The 16623-nt window shown below is 37.4% G+C and carries 14 protein-coding genes; 10 read left to right on the top strand and 4 right to left on the bottom strand.

What is annotated here, in order from left to right:
- Positions 1-35: 35 nt before the first annotated feature.
- The gene (locus ACFIJ0_RS02960; protein WP_375624517.1) at positions 36-1727 is read right to left on the bottom strand and encodes a tetratricopeptide repeat protein; all 1692 of its coding nucleotides are present in this window, start codon (positions 1725-1727) and stop codon (positions 36-38) included.
- A gap of 95 nt (positions 1728-1822) precedes the next feature.
- On the bottom strand, positions 1823-2899 hold the full coding sequence (locus tag ACFIJ0_RS02955) for a polyprenyl synthetase family protein (RefSeq protein WP_375624515.1): 1077 nt from the start codon (positions 2897-2899) through the stop codon (positions 1823-1825).
- A gap of 180 nt (positions 2900-3079) precedes the next feature.
- On the opposite strand from ACFIJ0_RS02955, the gene ACFIJ0_RS02950 reads away from it, so the two are divergent.
- The 7 genes from ACFIJ0_RS02950 (at position 3080) to ACFIJ0_RS02920 (ending at position 10023) form a co-directional block, all read left to right on the top strand.
- Positions 3080-3868: a tRNA1(Val) (adenine(37)-N6)-methyltransferase gene (locus ACFIJ0_RS02950; protein WP_375624513.1), complete on the top strand. Its 789-nt coding sequence runs from the start codon at positions 3080-3082 to the stop codon at positions 3866-3868.
- Positions 3869-4059: 191 nt separating this feature from the next.
- Positions 4060-4908 carry a S49 family peptidase gene (locus ACFIJ0_RS02945; RefSeq protein WP_375624511.1) on the top strand — a complete coding sequence of 283 codons (849 nt, stop codon included), beginning with the start codon at positions 4060-4062 and terminating at the stop codon, positions 4906-4908.
- 238 nt (positions 4909-5146) lie between these two features.
- Positions 5147-6055, top strand: coding sequence for a 4-(cytidine 5'-diphospho)-2-C-methyl-D-erythritol kinase (locus ACFIJ0_RS02940; protein WP_375624509.1), 909 nt, complete (start codon positions 5147-5149; stop codon positions 6053-6055).
- A gap of 250 nt (positions 6056-6305) precedes the next feature.
- Positions 6306-6980 (top strand): ribonuclease HII, encoded by a 675-nt coding sequence (locus ACFIJ0_RS02935; RefSeq protein ID WP_375624507.1) that lies wholly within the window; start codon positions 6306-6308, stop codon positions 6978-6980.
- Positions 6977-7939 (top strand): L-threonylcarbamoyladenylate synthase, encoded by a 963-nt coding sequence (locus ACFIJ0_RS02930; protein WP_375624505.1) that lies wholly within the window; start codon positions 6977-6979, stop codon positions 7937-7939. The genes ACFIJ0_RS02935 and ACFIJ0_RS02930 overlap by 4 nt, the downstream gene beginning before the upstream one ends.
- A 2-nt stretch (positions 7940-7941) precedes the next feature.
- Positions 7942-9351, top strand: a complete 1410-nt coding sequence (locus ACFIJ0_RS02925) for an FAD-binding oxidoreductase (RefSeq protein WP_375624503.1) — start codon at positions 7942-7944, stop codon at positions 9349-9351.
- 144 nt (positions 9352-9495) lie between these two features.
- Positions 9496-10023 (top strand): DUF6101 family protein, encoded by a 528-nt coding sequence (locus ACFIJ0_RS02920; protein ID WP_012754813.1) that lies wholly within the window; start codon positions 9496-9498, stop codon positions 10021-10023.
- Between the two features lie 1088 nt (positions 10024-11111).
- Here ACFIJ0_RS02920 and purD read toward each other — a convergent pair.
- The gene (purD, locus tag ACFIJ0_RS02915) at positions 11112-12386 is read right to left on the bottom strand and encodes a phosphoribosylamine--glycine ligase (protein WP_375624501.1); all 1275 of its coding nucleotides are present in this window, start codon (positions 12384-12386) and stop codon (positions 11112-11114) included.
- 90 nt (positions 12387-12476) lie between these two features.
- Here purD and ubiA point away from each other — a divergent pair, with 90 nt between their 5' ends.
- Complete coding sequence (gene ubiA, locus ACFIJ0_RS02910) at positions 12477-13481, top strand: 4-hydroxybenzoate octaprenyltransferase (protein WP_375624499.1); 1005 nt, start codon at positions 12477-12479, stop codon at positions 13479-13481.
- Positions 13482-13717: 236 nt separating this feature from the next.
- Here ubiA and pdxH read toward each other — a convergent pair whose 3' ends face one another.
- A complete protein-coding gene (gene pdxH / locus ACFIJ0_RS02905; protein ID WP_375624497.1) occupies positions 13718-14341 on the bottom strand; it encodes a pyridoxamine 5'-phosphate oxidase in 624 nt (207 codons plus the stop codon).
- 315 nt (positions 14342-14656) lie between these two features.
- Between pdxH and ACFIJ0_RS02900 the strand changes: the two genes are divergently transcribed.
- Positions 14657-15559 (top strand): DnaJ C-terminal domain-containing protein, encoded by a 903-nt coding sequence (locus ACFIJ0_RS02900; RefSeq protein WP_375624495.1) that lies wholly within the window; start codon positions 14657-14659, stop codon positions 15557-15559.
- 128 nt (positions 15560-15687) lie between these two features.
- Positions 15688-16506, top strand: coding sequence for an enoyl-ACP reductase FabI (fabI, locus tag ACFIJ0_RS02895; protein ID WP_375624493.1), 819 nt, complete (start codon positions 15688-15690; stop codon positions 16504-16506).
- Positions 16507-16623 lie beyond the last annotated feature (117 nt).

Genomic DNA, 16623 nt, shown 5'->3' with positions numbered 1-16623 from the left:
ATTATTTCATGTGGTTTATGGTTAAGCATCGTTTATTACAAACCAAATTTCAACTTTTCTTGAATTTGTTCAGAATTTTCTGGTTTTCCGTCAATTGCGTGGTTCCATTGAAAGATTGCTTCACGTTTACGTCCAACTTTCCAATAAGCATCCCCTAAATGATCATTCAGTGTTGGGTCCTCAGGTTGTAATCTGACAGCATTTTCTAATATTTGCACTGCTTTATTATATTCTTTTAGTTTATAATAAGCCCACCCTAAAGAATCGAGAATATGACTGTTGTGAGCTTGCAAAGCAGAAGCTTTTTGCAGCATACGGAGCGATTCTTCAAGCTTCTCATCACGTTCTACAAGGGAATAGGCTAAATAATTAAGAACCTGTGGTTGGTTTGGAAAAAGTTCAAGTGATTTTCGCAAGTCAATTTCTGCTTTTGGCCATTGTTTTAAACGTTCAAAAGCAATACCACGTTGATAAAAGAGTTTCCAATCGTCCTGCTGAAAGTTTTTTATCTGGGCAATAGCGTAGTCTAGAGTTTTAATGGCTTCAAGAAATTTATTGTCCTGCATATAAAAAGCAACGAGCGTTATCAAAATATTACGATCATTGGGAAATTTTTCATTTAACAATGTGAGTAATTTTATTGCTTCTTTGTAATTGTTGTTATTGGCAAGAAGGAATGCAAGATGAAGTTGTCCATCTTTATAATAAGGGGATTTAGGGGATAAAGCGCGATAAAGTTTAATTGCTTGATGAGGATCACTCAATTTAGCAGAAATGTGTGCAAGCTGAAACAGTGTTGCGTCATTTTGAGGGTATAAGGCGAAAGATAATTGCTTAAAAATACGTGCAATTCGCCCTGAGTTTTTGTGGTTGAGGGCTGTTCCAAAATTATATAATACCTCGGCTGCTCCTTGTTGAGGTGTTTTAATAACTCTCTCTAAGAAAGAATTTTTTTCAATTTTTTCTCGAAAGTTTTTAAGGACTTCTCGACCTGACAACATTTGTTCGCCATGTTGGATTGTTTGAAGAGCTTGGTTGCGCATATTATGGCGCAATTGGAATGAGGCATAGGCTATGATAATACGTTCATAGGTATTAGGAGCGATAAGAGTTCCCTGTTTGTTACTAAGTGCTTTAATGAAATATTTTTTTGCATCCTTTTGCTGTTCTGCAAGGTCGCTCATAAGTGCTAGATGATAAGATATAAAAAGGTCATACCAGACAGGACCTTTGAGTTTCTTAAGATCAGCGATTGCCTGAGATTTTTGTCCAGATCCAAATTTAATCCAAGCTCCGATGAGTTCAGGTATTGGATTATTGGATGGCGAAGGTTCTTTTGATTTCAGAAAAAAATTGGCATTCTTATAGTTTTTTTTGATGAGACTTTCTACTGACAAAGTTAAGGAAACAAAGGGAGTTATAACATCTTGCTCTTTGAGTTTTTGGGCTTGTTGGACAGCTTCTTTAAAGTTTCCGACCGAGAGCATAGCTTCAAGGAGCTCTTTTTGTGTTTCAATGTTATCAGGTTGATAAACGAGTGCTTGTTTAAAGTAATTGATAGCAAGTTCTGTTTTATTTTCATGATTTGCAACCCTTCCAGCTAAATAAGCACCTGTAAATGAACTTGTATGAATTGCGGTGCTTATTTTACTGTAGGTGAAGGAAGGCATCAGTATGATACCCACGATAAAGAGGGTAAAAAATCGAGATACCGTTGCAGAGCACATGGAGCTAATCCTTTTCAAGATAATCAATCGATAGTGTTGTTTGTAGATCATATCTCATTACTTTGTTGAGAAATACTGCGATTCTTGCAAAGAATTCAGTTTACGCGCGCAATACAAAATTCAACAGTCTCAACGAGAGCATTGTAAGCAAGATTTTTATTCATGGGAACAAGAGAATCAATTGCATGTTTTCCATAGATGCGTGCTTGTTCTATTGTATCTGTGATACTATCATACTTTTCTATTAAGTATTGCGCGTATGCGAAGGCTTCATTATTGTTATTGCCATCTTCAAGTGCTTGTTTCCAGAATTTTTTTTCTACCATATTTCCACGTTCATATGCGATAATAACAGGCATTGTTATTTTTCCTTCTCTAAAATCATCCCCTATATTTTTTCCTAAGTTTTGAGCACTACCGCTATAGTCAAGAGCATCATCAATCAATTGGAAAGCTAAACCTAAAGATGTTCCATATTCACGTAACGAAGAACGCTCTTTATGTCCATAGCCAGAAACAATCGGTCCTACTTCAGCGGCTGCTGAAAAAAGTGCGGCTGTTTTTGCATTGATGATTTTAAGATAGTCTGAAGAGCTGGTTTTGATATTTTTTGCAGCAGAAAGTTGCATAACTTCTCCTTCAGCAATAATTGCAGCAGCGTTGGCTAGGACAGAGAGCGCTTCTATAGAACCGACATCGACCATCATTTTAAAAGCCTGACCTAACAGGAAATCACCAACAAGTACACTTGCTTGATTTCCCCAAATTATCCGTGCCGTGGATTTTCCACGTCGCAAATTACTTTCATCAATCACATCATCGTGTAGTAATGTTGCTGTATGCATAAATTCAACAGCTGTTGCGAGTTTTATATGCCCGTCACTTTGATAACCAAACATATGAGCAGAAGCGAGCGTAATCATTGGGCGTAATCGCTTTCCACCTGATGAAATAAGATGGTTAGAAATTTCAGGGATCATCTCAACCTCTGATTTGGCCATAGAGAGAATAAATTGATTTACGCGCTCCATATCTTTTTGAGTAAGATTGACAAGAGATTGAAGAGAAATTTGATTATTTCTTATTTGTTCTGGTTTGGTAGCTGCACTCAATGTGTTTACTCCTAGAGTATTGCAATGGACATATATAAAATTTACTTTATTTACTAGCATAAAGGGGGTTTGGTTTTGACTCAAGCTTTTGATGGAGCTTTGAAGTGTAAGCTTGGAATGTTATTGGCAAGAAATGTTCTTTAGCGAGTGTAATGTTGTTGTTATGAAATAATAAAAAAATTTAGAATAGAAGCTGAATGGCAAAAATGCAGTTTATAAAGATGAACATTAGGCTTTTAAATGGATAAAATAGCGAATCAGAGTGGTGAAACAATTGACAGTTTTCACCGTGGGAAATTTTATTTGGTTCAACCCCATAAATATGGTCATCGTTCTGGAGTGGATGCGATGTTATTAGCTAGTTTGGTTCCAAGTAATTTAAAGGGCAAGGTTGTTGATTTAGGTGCAGGTGCTGGAGCTGCAGGTTTGGCTGTTGCTTCGCGTTGTCTGAAAGTTCATGTTACCTTAGTTGAACGTTCAGCTTTTATGGTATCTTACGCTCAAAAAACGCTTATGCTAAAACAAAATAAACAATTTGCTAGCCGAATTTGTTTGCTAGAAGCAGATGTTACCTTCAAAGGGGATGCCCGTATAAAAGCAGGTTTGATAGATAATAGCTTTGATTTTGCGATTATGAATCCACCTTTTAATAATCCTACTGATCGCAAGACACCTGATCAACAAAAATCTGAAGCGCATGTTATGTCTGAAGCGATGTTTGATAACTGGTTACGGAGTGCAGCAGCCATTGTTAAGCCAGGTGGATACTTAGGGCTCATTGCGCGTCCACAATCGCTGACAGATATCTTGCGTGCTTTAGAAGGGCGTTTTGGTGGTATTTGTATAATTCCTGTGCATGCACGTGCGAAAACAGCAGCAATTCGTCTTTTATTTTACGCAAAACGAGGAAGCAGAGCAGCTTTATCTATTTTACCGGCATTGGTTATACATGAAGGGGATGAGCATACTTTTTCACCACGGGTTGATGCAATTAATAATGGATATATAAGCTTGTGGGAACTTTTCTAATAGTATCTTGTGTTTTTTAGTTTATTATTTAGAGTCCAAACTTTGTTATTAGGGAGGTTTGACTTTGTGTGAAGTTATATTTCTGCTTGTAATGTAGGAATTTATTGGCGCTTTTGGATATTATCGCGTTCTTCCTTTTTGTTGTCCTTGCCTATTTAATTGTTCTTAATTTATAAGGAGATTTTGTTTTGATGGATGTTATTAAAAGTTTTATTCCACGCCGTTTTTCTTCCGATAAACTGGAAATTCCTGTGGTGCGCCTTCAAGGAGCAATTATGGATTCATCAGCCTCTATATCTCGCACCCTTTCCCTCAGTAGGTGTGCAAATCTTTTAGAGAAGGCTTTCGCACACAAAAAGTCACCGGCGGTTGCACTTATTATTAATTCTCCTGGTGGTTCGCCTGTACAATCACGTTTTATCTTCAAGCGTATTCGTGACTTGGCAGAAGAAAAAAATAAAAAGGTTCTTGTGTTTATTGAAGATATTGCAGCATCTGGTGGTTATATGATTGCTTGTGCAGGGGATGAAATTTTTGCAGATCCTTCTTCAATTGTTGGTTCCATTGGAGTGGTTTCAGCTTCCTTTGGTTTTCCGGAACTTTTGAAGAAAATTGGTATCGAACGGCGTGTATACACGGCAGGAAAGAACAAAGTTACATTAGATCCATTTCAGCCAGAAAAAAAGGCGGATATTGAGCATTTGAAATCTCTCCAACTTGAAGTGCATCAAACTTTTATCGATTTGGTTAAAGAACGGCGTGCTGCAAAATTATCAGATGATTCGAATCTTTTTACAGGAATGTTTTGGAGTGGAAAACAAAGCGTTGAGCTTGGTCTGGTTGATGGATTGAATGATGTACGTTCTGTTATTAAGGAGCGCTTTGGTAATGATGCAAAACTTCGACTTATTATGCCTCCAAAAAGTTTTTTAGGACCTAAAACGCCTTCAGGAGTGACGGCTCATACGGTTTATACAGTCGTTGATAGTGCATTGATGGCAGCAGAAGAGCGAGCACTTTGGCAGCGTTATGGTTTGTAATGGAAAGAATCATTCAAGCCAGAGGGCTTTTTATCTAAAAACAGATGCTAGAAGAAAAAAGGCTTGAAATGATACGAATGAGAACATGTCGTTTATTTTGTATGGGAACTCTTTATATTTATTGTTTGTTTAGAAAACAATTAAGAATATTCCAAGCTGTTTATAGGGCTTGTGCTAAAAGTATGGATAAAAGGGGGGAATTTGTAAAAGAGCCCTATGCAGCTGAATATTACGTCGTATGATATCAAATGTACCAGCTTCGTTCCAAAGACATTCCTATTTATTTACACCTATTAAATTGAATTTAGCTCTACATGTTGTGGGGCAACGTGCTGATGGGTATCATTTAATAGAAAGTTTGGTTTATTTTAGTCTTAGCGGCGATTGTCTACACTATGCACCTTGTGAAAATAATCAGTTTGTTTTAACGGGACCGTTTGCAAAAGGCCTTGTTTTTCATTTAGACAATTTGGTTATTCGCGCACGGGATTTTATGCATAAGACTTTTCCTGAATATGCTCAACCTGCTTTTTTTCGGCTTGTAAAAACATTACCTGTTGCTTCAGGCATTGGTGGTGGCTCAGGTGATGCAGCTGGGGTTGTAAGCATGTTGCGTCAACAGTGGAATCTTGATTGCTCTTACGAAGAATTAGCAAAAATGAGCTTAGTTCTTGGTGCTGATGTTCCCATGTGCCTTTGTGCATTAGAATATCAGCAGCCGCTTTTGGTCAAAGGAATTGGTCAAGAGATAATACAACTAAAAGGAGCCTGTTCTCTTGCAATCGTATTAGTTAATCATGGACAGGAGATTTCAACACAAACTGTTTTTAAAGCGTTAGAGAAGCATCATAATCCTTCTTTAAAAATTAATATAGACGCTTTAAAGAGTGTTGATTCATTGGTTGAAGCTTTACAAGAAACGCGTAATGATCTTTTTTCTTCTGCATTAAAAATAGCACCTCAGTTAGCTGAAGTGTTATCTATATTAGATGAATGCGGGGCTCTTTTTTCCCGTATGTCTGGAACGGGAGCAACTTGCTTTGGCATCTTTAAAAATAAACAAACGGCGCAACAAGCAGCTCTTTTTATCAAATCAATGCACCCAAATTGGTTTGTAAAACCTATCATGACTTTAGGAAATATTTGATAAATAAATATAAAAACTTTTATTTCGTCATGATTTTATTATACACAATAAAAGAGAGTAAATAAATAAATGTATTTTTTGTTTTTTAGATAAAATAAATCATGCTAAAATGGTCTTTGAGAAAATAAAATAGACAACAGAATACTTTTTATTTTGTGTTTTTTTACCTTTTGTGCAAGAATTCGCAGAATGTTTGAAGAGCCATTTAAAACTGTAATGCTTGTAAAAAATGGTCAGGATACAGAAATAGATGTATGTTGGTTGTATTTGTGATTTATCAAAGATGTTTAATTTTCCGCTTCAACCAAGTTTTTCGTGCGAATTGGATTTGCAAAAACAGGGTTTTTTTCATATAGCAGGTGTTGATGAAGTAGGACGGGGGCCTCTCGCAGGACCTGTGGTAACTGCAGCAGTTATCTTGGATAAAGATCATATTCCTAATGGGTTAAATGATTCAAAAAAACTTTCTTTTCTCCAACGAAATAGACTTTATCAGGAAATTTTGCAAAGTGCATTAGCGGTTTCAGTCGCTAGTCTTTGTGCTCGTACAATTGATCAATCTAATATTAGAAAAGCAACTTTAGAAGCAATGCATCGCTGTATTATAGGATTAGCCATTCCAGCCCACTATGTCCTTGTTGATGGACGTGATATTCCTTCTGAGTTGTCCTGTCCTGCAATGGCGTTGATTAAGGGCGATCAGCGTTCTGTTTCAATTGCAGCCGCATCCATTATTGCGAAAGTAACGCGTGACCGGATGATGGAATGTGCAGGACAAGTTTATAAAGGATATGGTTTAGAGAAGCATGTAGGTTATGCAACGCTAGCGCATCGTACAGCTCTTGGTAAATATGGACCAATTAGAGGATTACATCGTTATAGTTTTGCACCACTTAAAGAGTGTTATAGAAATGGTGTGTCATGACGATTCTACCACTCAATAGTGCTTCGATAAGAGAGGCAATAGCGCTTCTTGAACAAGGGAAGTTAGTAGCGTTACCAACGGAAACTGTTTATGGATTAGCGGGCGATGCAACCAATGGGAAGGCAATTTCTTCTATTTTTTCTACAAAGAGTCGTCCGCAAATTAATCCTCTTATTGCGCATGTCAGCGGCATCGAAATGGCGGAACGTTATGTTAAAATTGACTTTCTTTCACGCCAATTAATGGAGGAATTTTGGCCAGGTCCTTTGACATTGGTTTTGCCATTAAAGGAACAGCATAATATCCATCCTTTAACAACCTCTGGTTTGAATACCTTGGCTGTTCGTTTTCCAGACAGTCGTTTTGCGGAAGTGGTACAACATTTTGGCCGCCCACTTGCTGCTCCTAGTGCAAATCAATCGGGGCGTCTTAGCCCTACTTCAGCTGAGGCTGTTTTTGCATCTTTGGGGAAATCTATTCCTTTGATATTGGACGGAGGACCTGCTAAAATAGGACTTGAATCAACGATTATTAAAATTTTTGGTGAAAATATTTATCTTTTGCGTCCAGGGGGGCTTGCGGCTGATAAAATTGAAGAAGTTGTGGGGAAGTCTTTAAAACGGATAGATCAAAGGGCGGCGATTGAAGCTCCAGGGATGTTAAAGTCGCATTATGCTCCCAATGCCGCGATTCGTTTGAATGTAGAAAAGGTGGAAAATGGTGAAGCGCTGTTAGCATTTGGTTCAAAGCGCGTTATGGGAGCTGAAAATGCTATTTCTATTTTAAACCTTAGCGAAGATGGAAAGTTGGAAGAGGCAGCCTCTCATTTATTTCAATATATGAAGGAATTAGATTCGTTTAAAGTGAGATGTATCGCAGTAGAACCTATTCCATCATACGGATTAGGGGAGGCTATCAATGATCGTCTTATACGGGCTGCGGCTCCAAAGGAGAAATGAACATGGAGCAGGAATTAATTGAGGGGTTTAGGGAAATTGTGGGCGCTAAGCATGCTATAACGGATCAAGCGTTGATTGCACCGTATTTGCTTGAAGAGCGAGGGATTTTTCATGGAAAAACACCTTTACTTTTACGTCCATCTTCTTGCGCAGAGGTCTCATCGATTATGCAGTTAGCGAGCAAAACACGTACACCGATTGTGCCACAGGGTGGAAATACAGGGCTTGTGGGGGGACAACAACCAGATGAAAGAGGAGGGGGCGTCCTTTTATCCATGGAGCGATTAAATAAGATTAGAGCTATAAATCTTGAGGGAAATTTTGTTGTTGTAGAGGCTGGTGTTATTTTACAGGATTTACAGAAAAAAGTGGATGAAGCAGCTCGTTTTTTTCCTCTTTCTTTGGCATCTGAAGGTTCTTGCCAAGTAGGAGGAAATCTTTCGTCGAATGCTGGAGGGACAGCTGTTTTAGCCTATGGCAATATGCGTGATCTTTGTCTTGGTTTGGAAGTTGTTTTACCGGATGGCCGTATTTTAGATGATTTGCGTTTTGTTAAAAAAGACAATAGCGGTTACGATTTGAAAAATCTTTTTATTGGTGCAGAAGGTACGCTGGGTGTTATAACCGCAGCCGTTTTGAAGATGTTTCCAAAAATAAAAGGAAAAGCTGTTGCTTTGGTGGGATTGTATAGTCCGAGGAAGGCTTTAGAGTTTTTATCTCTGGCTCAAGAGTATGGAGGAGAGATGTTGACAGGTTTTGAGCTCATGGGAAATCTCAGTTTGCAAATGGCTTTGGATTATAAGATGTGTGAGAAGCCTCCTCTCCAGCGGAAACATGAATGGTATGTATTAATGAACATTTCATCGTTGCAAGGCAATGATGAGGCGTTATCAGTATTGAGTATTATTTTAGAAGAAGCTTTAAAGAATGCAGTGATAGAAGATGCAGTTATTGCGCAATCTTTAAAACAGCAAGATTTTTTTTGGCAATTACGAGAAAGTATATCATCAGCACAAAAGTTAGCAGGAGGGTCCATTAAGCATGATATTGCAGTCCCACTTGCATCTATTCCTGATTTTATTGCTGAGGCAGCGCTTATTGTTGAAGATATTGCTCCAGGAGCACGGGTGATTTGTTTTGGACACATGGGCGATGGAAATTTACATTATAATATTACACAACCTGTAGGAGCTGATAAAACAGTGTTCTTGCAGTTATGGTCAAAAATGAATCATCGCATTCATAGTTTAGTGATGGATTATAGAGGTGCATTTTCTGCTGAGCATGGAATTGGTCAGCTTAAGCGCGAAGAACTTCGTTCTTTTAAATCGCCTGTCGCATTGGATATTATGCAAGGGATTAAAAAAACGCTCGATCCTTTAGGGATAATGAATCCCGGAAAAGTATTATAATTCAAGAATGATGATTATGTATTTTTGTTTAGATTTTAATAACCAAAAAAGAAACCAGTTGTTTGTTATTCAAACTTTTAATAATCCAATGAGAAAAAGCTGCTAAAGGGTGTATCTTATTTAAGATAAATTGGGATAATGTATATGGCTAATCAATGCTTTAATCAGGCAAAAGCGGTGCTTGAATTTCGGTTAGATCCGTGCCATTTGCCACAAACGACGACATATTTTTCATCCAAAACGGGTAATCAGGTTATTTGTTCGTTAAATGAGCGTGGTGTTTCTTTTAAAACGGATATGCCTTCAAGCTTATCGCATTTAATACCTCCTTATCATTTCCAAGGAATTGCAGCACGTACTGTAAAAACGCGTTCAGGAGAAAGAGCTGTTGCATTAGAATTACTTCATGCCGATGAGGAAGCTTGTATACCGCTTTTGGTTTCCAGAGATTTGAATAATGTTCTTCTGGATTGGCGATTATGGGCGGATACTTATGGCCTCCCCATGCTTATGATCAATGAAGATAATCGCATTCTGGTTGTAAAAGATCGTTCTGATTTACATCGATTTTTTGGTACAACAGCACATTCTAAACAAAAGCGTTTTTTACTTCGTTATAGTAATCCGTTAGGCTTGCGTTTGGTGATTGCGAATCGAATTGCACTCCAGTAATATTAATATGCATTCATTTTTGTACTACCGTAAGCATTTATTTTGTTGTGTCGTAAAACATCGTTGTTTGGGGCGGAAATATAAGGCATGTAAATTTCACACATGAAGTGTTTTTAGAGGACATGGCGAATATTCTTAAGTTTGCTTGTCGGTCTTTGTGTAAGTGAAGCATATGAGTGGGAACCAAGAGGAACCCGCTCAATGAGAATCCAGACGTTTACAGACGGGATTTGGTATGACTTTTGGTTCTTTAAGGCAAAGAGGAAGTCAATGACTGTAAATGAGAGTTTTTTGACACCATACATTGGCAGCAGGAATCGGTTATATTAAACGCTTTTTTCAGAGAGGTAAAAACGGTTTTCATAACAATAGAAACCGTTTTTTTGGCCGTGTAATTTTTAGTTTTTTCTACATCATTAAAACACGACCAGATTGCTGGAAGTGTTTTTTACTTTTTTATAAATCATTTCTCCATGTTGAATGAGAGCTTTGGATATTGCAAAATATTCTTATTTCATCTCCCTCTTATAATCAAAATCATTTAGATAGAAAGGGTTATCGTAACATTGAGAGTTGGAAAATACAATGATGGTATCGGTTTTTATCTTTATTCCAGAAAGATGGCAGAATGGATTTATACTATTTGCAGGTAGTATCGTAGAATGGGAGTGACGAGCATGAGAGATATTGTTTAAGAATTTGTACGTGAATAACATCAGTATCTTTTTTTGGGGAGGCATTTTATTTTTTGTAAAAGCGAAATTTCATTAAAGAACAAAATAAATAAAAGAAATTATATTATATATGTTTTTCTTCAGGGTTTATAAGAAAGAAAGTATTGATAAAAGTGATGAGAAAATGCGTTTAAATTAAATACAACAGTAAAATGATCAGTTTATATTACAGTTTCATATTCAGAAAAATTTCCTATATTATCATGAGTAGATATCCTATTTACAATATTTGATTGTTCAAAGGAAAGCACACCCATTTTTTCAAAATTATGGTCAATGTAAAACAGTGAGAAAATTTGTGTATCATGCTCTTATATAAAAGAATCAAATCGTAAAAAAGAATATTCAAAGGATTTAGTTTTCTCGCGCAATGGCTCTCCATCCGATATCACGACGAACAAAACCTTCTGGCCAATCAATACAATCAACAGCTTCATAAGCACGTTTTTGTGCATGCGTAATCGTTTTTCCTGTTGCTGTTATATTGAGAACACGTCCACCATTTGCAATGAGTTCTCCATCACGCAATACTGTACCAGCTTGAAAAACTTTCACATCGGGAAGAGTGTTTACTTTATCAACGTTACGGATAACAGTACCTTTTTGGGGAGAGTCTGGATAACCATTAGCAGCCATAACAACGGTGAGAGCAGTTTTTTCAGACCACCGAAGAGGCTTATTTTCAAGTTTTCCTTGAGCTGCAGCAAGAAAAATTGGCAAAATGTCATCTTTGAGACGCATCATTAAAACTTGACATTCAGGATCACCAAATCGTACGTTAAATTCAATTAATTCAGGTCCTTTTTGCGTTATCATTAATCCGACGAAGAGAATGCCTTTAAAGGGGGCGCCCATTTCTTTCATGCTTTTTAAAGCTGGTTCAACAATTTCTTTGAGGGTACGATTCACTATTTCTTTGGTCATGATGGGCGCTGGTGAATAAGCACCCATACCGCCGGTGTTTGCTCCAATATCCCCATCACCTACACGTTTATGATCTTGGGCAGATCCAAAAGGAAGAGCAACTTTACCATCACAAAGGCAGAAGAAGCTTGCTTCTTCACCTTCAAGAAAAGATTCTACAACAATTTTGTTTCCTGCATCTCCAAATGCACTTTTGAAGCAGGCATCGACTGCGTTAAATGCTTCTTCCATAGTTGTTGCAACCACGACACCTTTACCAGCTGCTAAGCCATCAGCTTTAATAACAATGGGAACACCTTGTTGATGAATGTAAGCTTTAGCTTTAGAGGCATCAATAAAGCATTGGTAACTTCCTGTAGGAATGTTATTCTTACGACATAAATCTTTTGTAAAAGCTTTTGAACCTTCTAGTTGAGCAGCTTTTTGAGTAGGACCAAATACACAGATGTTAGCGCTATTAAGAGAGTCCGTTATACCCGCAACCAATGGTGCTTCTGGTCCTACAATCACAAGATCAATAGAATGTGCTTTACAAAAATCAATAACAAGGGAATGGTCATCAATGTTTAAATTAATATTTTCACCAAATTCTGTTGTCGCAGGATTTCCAGGAGCACAATATAATTTTGTTAGCAATGGTGATGCAGCTATTTTCCATGCTAAAGCATGTTCTCGTCCACCTGAGCCAATAAGAAGAATATTCATTGCTTGCTCCTCTCATAAAAGATGATTAATCTCATCTCCTTCTCATAAGAATGAAATGTCTCTATCGCAAGACTAAAGGTAAATCATTTGATGAAAAAAAATAAAAATATCGCGCATGTTCAGTCCTATGATGGCCAAGGACGGGTTATGGATGCATCTTCCAAACAATGGGTCTACAATTTCCTTCCCTGTTCTTTATGGTTTTATGCGCAATTGGCGCGTTGGGATCGGCCTATCGGATGGCAATTGTTGATGTGGCCTTGTTTTTGGTCAACAACAATGGCTTTTTTTTCTTATAACATGCATTACGATACTCTTTTATCAATGTTTCTTCATTGGGTTTGGTATCTTTTTCTTTTTTTTCTGGGATCTATTGCTATGCGAGGGGCAGGGTGCACTTGGAATGATCTTATTGACCATAAAATTGATGCTCAGGTAGAAAGGACACGTTCTCGCCCATTGCCGACAGGTCATGTGAGTAGATTTCAAGCAAGAGTTTTTATACTTGTGCAATGTTTGGTTGGTTTAGTCGTTTTATCACAATTTAATAGGTTTAGTTTTTTTCTAGGTATTTCGTCATTGATAGCTGTTGCATTTTATCCTTTTATGAAACGCGTAACATATTGGCCGCAGTTTTTTTTAGGCGTTGCTTTTAATTGGGGGGCATTAATGGGGTGGGCTGTTGTCTTTGGAAGTTTAAGCTGGGCACCAATCTTGCTTTATGTGGGATCAATCTTGTGGACCATAGGATACGATACAATCTACGCACATCAAGATAAAGAAGATGACGCTACTGTTGGTGTCCGTTCTACGGCTCTTCTCTTTGGTAAAGGAACCAAGCGTGCTTTAGTATTTTTGTATGGTGGTTTTGTGGTGTTCGTTAGTTTAGCATTTTATTTAGCTAGAGTCCCTGTTCTTAGTTTTTTGGGGATTTTTGTGGCAAGCATCCATATGTTTATTCAAATTAAAGTCATTGATATAGATGACAGTTCACAATGCCTCAGGCTTTTCAAATCTAATTCGCTTATTGGTTTTGTGATTTTTGCTGGTTTAGTATGTGGGGGTATATGGACGATATTTTATCCTGCGGTCTAAAAATAAGTTAGCTAAAATCATGGTTTCTGCTGAATACAGTATTTTCTTTTAAATAAGTTTGTTGCTAATTTATTTTTAAGCGATACAGTAGAAAATATTACCAATTAACTTTTACAGTGAAAATGAAATTCTTCTATTTAAATAAAATAAATCATCTTCTTTTAGAATTTTTCAAATAAAAATATTTGTTTAACTGTTGGGAAGAAAAAATCTTCATAACGATGAAGTTTGAAGGATTAGGGATAAAGTTTTTGTCTTTTCCAATCGCTTTGTGTAACACAATCGCGTGTAAAAAGCAGACGATCATGTAAACGAAATGGGCGATCGCACCAGAACTCTATAGAAAGGGGTTTAACACGAAACCCAGACCAATAAGGTGGTCGTGGAATATTGCCTAGAGCATAACGCGCAGTATATTGAGCAATTGCTTTTTCGAGCACAAAACGATTGTCTAAAGGTTGAGATTGTTTAGATGCCCATGCACCAATTCGGCTACCACGTGGTCGCGATTGGAAATAGGCATCGGCTTCCTGCGTGCTGACTTTTTCAACAATTCCTCTAATTCTGACCTGACGACGGAGCGATTTCCAATGAAAACCTAAGGATGCTTTCATTGATTTTAATATTTCTTGTCCTTTACAGCTTTCATAATTGGTATAGAAGACGAAGCCTTGGGGACTGTAGTCTTTGAGGAGAACCATACGAATATTAGGGAGCCCTGTTTCGTCAACTGTTGCTAATGCCATAGCATTTGGATCATTTATTTCACTTATCGTTGCCTCTTCAAGCCACTTTGCGAAAAGTTCAAAAGGTTTTTGCATTTGCATAAAATGATCATCTGTTGGTATTTTGTTGCTCATAGTTTCTCCAAATATCAGTGAGCATGAGTGAAGCATTTTCTCATTTACTTTATTATCAAGAAGTTACAGTCCCATTTTTTCTTATTTTCAAAAAACCAATGCTATCGTGTATTTCTATGGTAGTCTAATTATTTTTACTTTAGCATAGACTACGATGAGCTATATTAAATAAATGTCTCATTTTATCTGGTATTTTAGTTTATTGATAGACATATGAAAAAAATATTCTCTAGAATAGACTGATGAAGCTATAAAGGATATTGAACAACGTATCAGTTGATATTTTGAAAACGAAAAAATTGAAAAGAGGACAATATGCGTGATCCCTACAGGATTCTGGGTGTGGCACGTACCGCAAAATCGCAAGAGATTAAATCGGCATTTAGAAGATTAGCAAAGAAGTATCATCCAGACCATAATAAAGATGATACAAAGGCTAAAGAAAAATTTGCTGAAATTAATCAAGCTTATGAAATTATAGGTGATAAAGATAAAAAGGCACAATTTGACCGCGGTGAAATTGATATGGAAGGAAAACCGCTTTATCAAGCCTATGGTGCTGGTGAAAATTTTACTAATAAACAAAATCCCTTTTCAGGAAGAGCAAAGGGATTTGATTTTTCCTCTTCAGGTGGTGCAGGTTTTGATGCGAGTGATATTTTTCGGGATCTGTTTGGAGGAGGAGGTAGCTTTTCGAATTCCACACACTATAACCGTCCCCAACAAGGAGCACATGTTCGGGCTAATCTTGCCATAACATTAGAGCAGATGGTTGGCGCAGAAAAGGTGGAAGCTGTTTTTCCAAATGGAAAAAAGTTAAAAATTAAACTCCCAGATTATATTGAAGACGGACAGACTATTCGTTTAAAAGGTCAAGGAGAAGAGGTACCTCATGGGCAAGCAGGGGATGCGTTGATAACCATTCAGATTCAAAAACATCCTCGTTTTCGGGTTGAAGGAAGAGCACTCCATCTTGATTTACCAGTTTCTCTTAAACATGCTGTTTTAGGAGCAAAAGAAGAAGTTGAGACGTTGGAGGGACGTGTGGTTTTAACGATTCCTGCTTGGTCAAGTTCTGATCGCGTTTTACGGTTGAAAGGGAAAGGGCTTCGTTTAAAAAATGGTACAAGAGATGATCTTTATGTGCATGTTCGCATTATGTTGCCGGAAGGTAAAAATGCCGCGCTAGAACAGTTTTTGCACATGCAACAAGATTAATTTTAAAAATTTTTATATACAAAAGCGTAGTTTTTGTTTGATTTTAAACCAATTACTTGAAGAAAAAGTTGACCTGTGTCATAGGCAGATGAATAATATTAATTTTAAGTAACAATGGGGCAGTGCTGATGGCTAAGGGTAATGGTTTATTGTACGGTAAGCGTGGTTTAATTTTGGGGTTGGCCAATAATCGCTCCATCGCTTGGGGAATCGCTAAAGCGGCAAGTAGCGCAGGAGCAGAGCTGGCTTTTACCTATCAGGGGGAAGCAATGAAAAAGCGTGTTGAGCCTTTGGCTGAAGAATTAAAGGGGGTTGTTTGTGGACATTGTGATGTTTCTGACAGTGTCTCTATTGATACAGTCTTTAGAGAAATAGAGAAGAAATGGGGAAAACTTGATTTTTTAGTTCATGCTATTGGTTTTTCTGATAAAGATGAATTAAGTGGTCGTTATATTGATATCAGCGAATCAAATTTTATGATGACCATGAATATTTCCGTTTATTCCCTAACAGCTCTAACGAAGCGTGCAGAAAAATTGATGTCAGATGGTGGTTCAATCTTGACACTAACCTATTATGGTGCAGAAAAGGTTGTTCCCAATTATAATGTAATGGGGGTTGCGAAAGCAGCTCTTGAAGCGAGCGTGAAATATTTAGCGGTAGATTTAGGTCCTCAAAATATTCGTGTTAATGCTATATCTGCTGGACCAATTAAAACGTTAGCGGCTTCTGGTATTGGTGATTTTCGTTATATTTTAAAATGGAATGAATATAATGCCCCACTACGTCGTACGGTAACAATTGAAGAGGTTGGTGATTCTGCGCTTTATTTTCTTTCAGATTTGTCTCGTTCTGTTACCGGTGAAGTCCATCATGTCGATTCGGGTTATAATATTATAGGTATGAAAGCAGTTGATGCACCAGACATTTCTGTCGTTAAAGAATAAAGTTTGGTTTATAGGATTTTATTGGACAGCAGTAATTTGACCAAATTTAAAGTGGCCAAGAGTATTTGGGAGCAAAGAGCTGTCTTGTGTATAGCACACAACATACGTTGTCGTTGT

This window comes from Bartonella sp. OC68QHHN, assembly GCF_042193875.1.
GTDB classification, from domain to species: Bacteria; Pseudomonadota; Alphaproteobacteria; order Rhizobiales; family Rhizobiaceae; genus Bartonella; species Bartonella grahamii_A.
The sequence above is the reverse complement of the archived record's forward strand: the minus strand, read 5'-3'. Positions and strand labels throughout refer to the sequence as shown.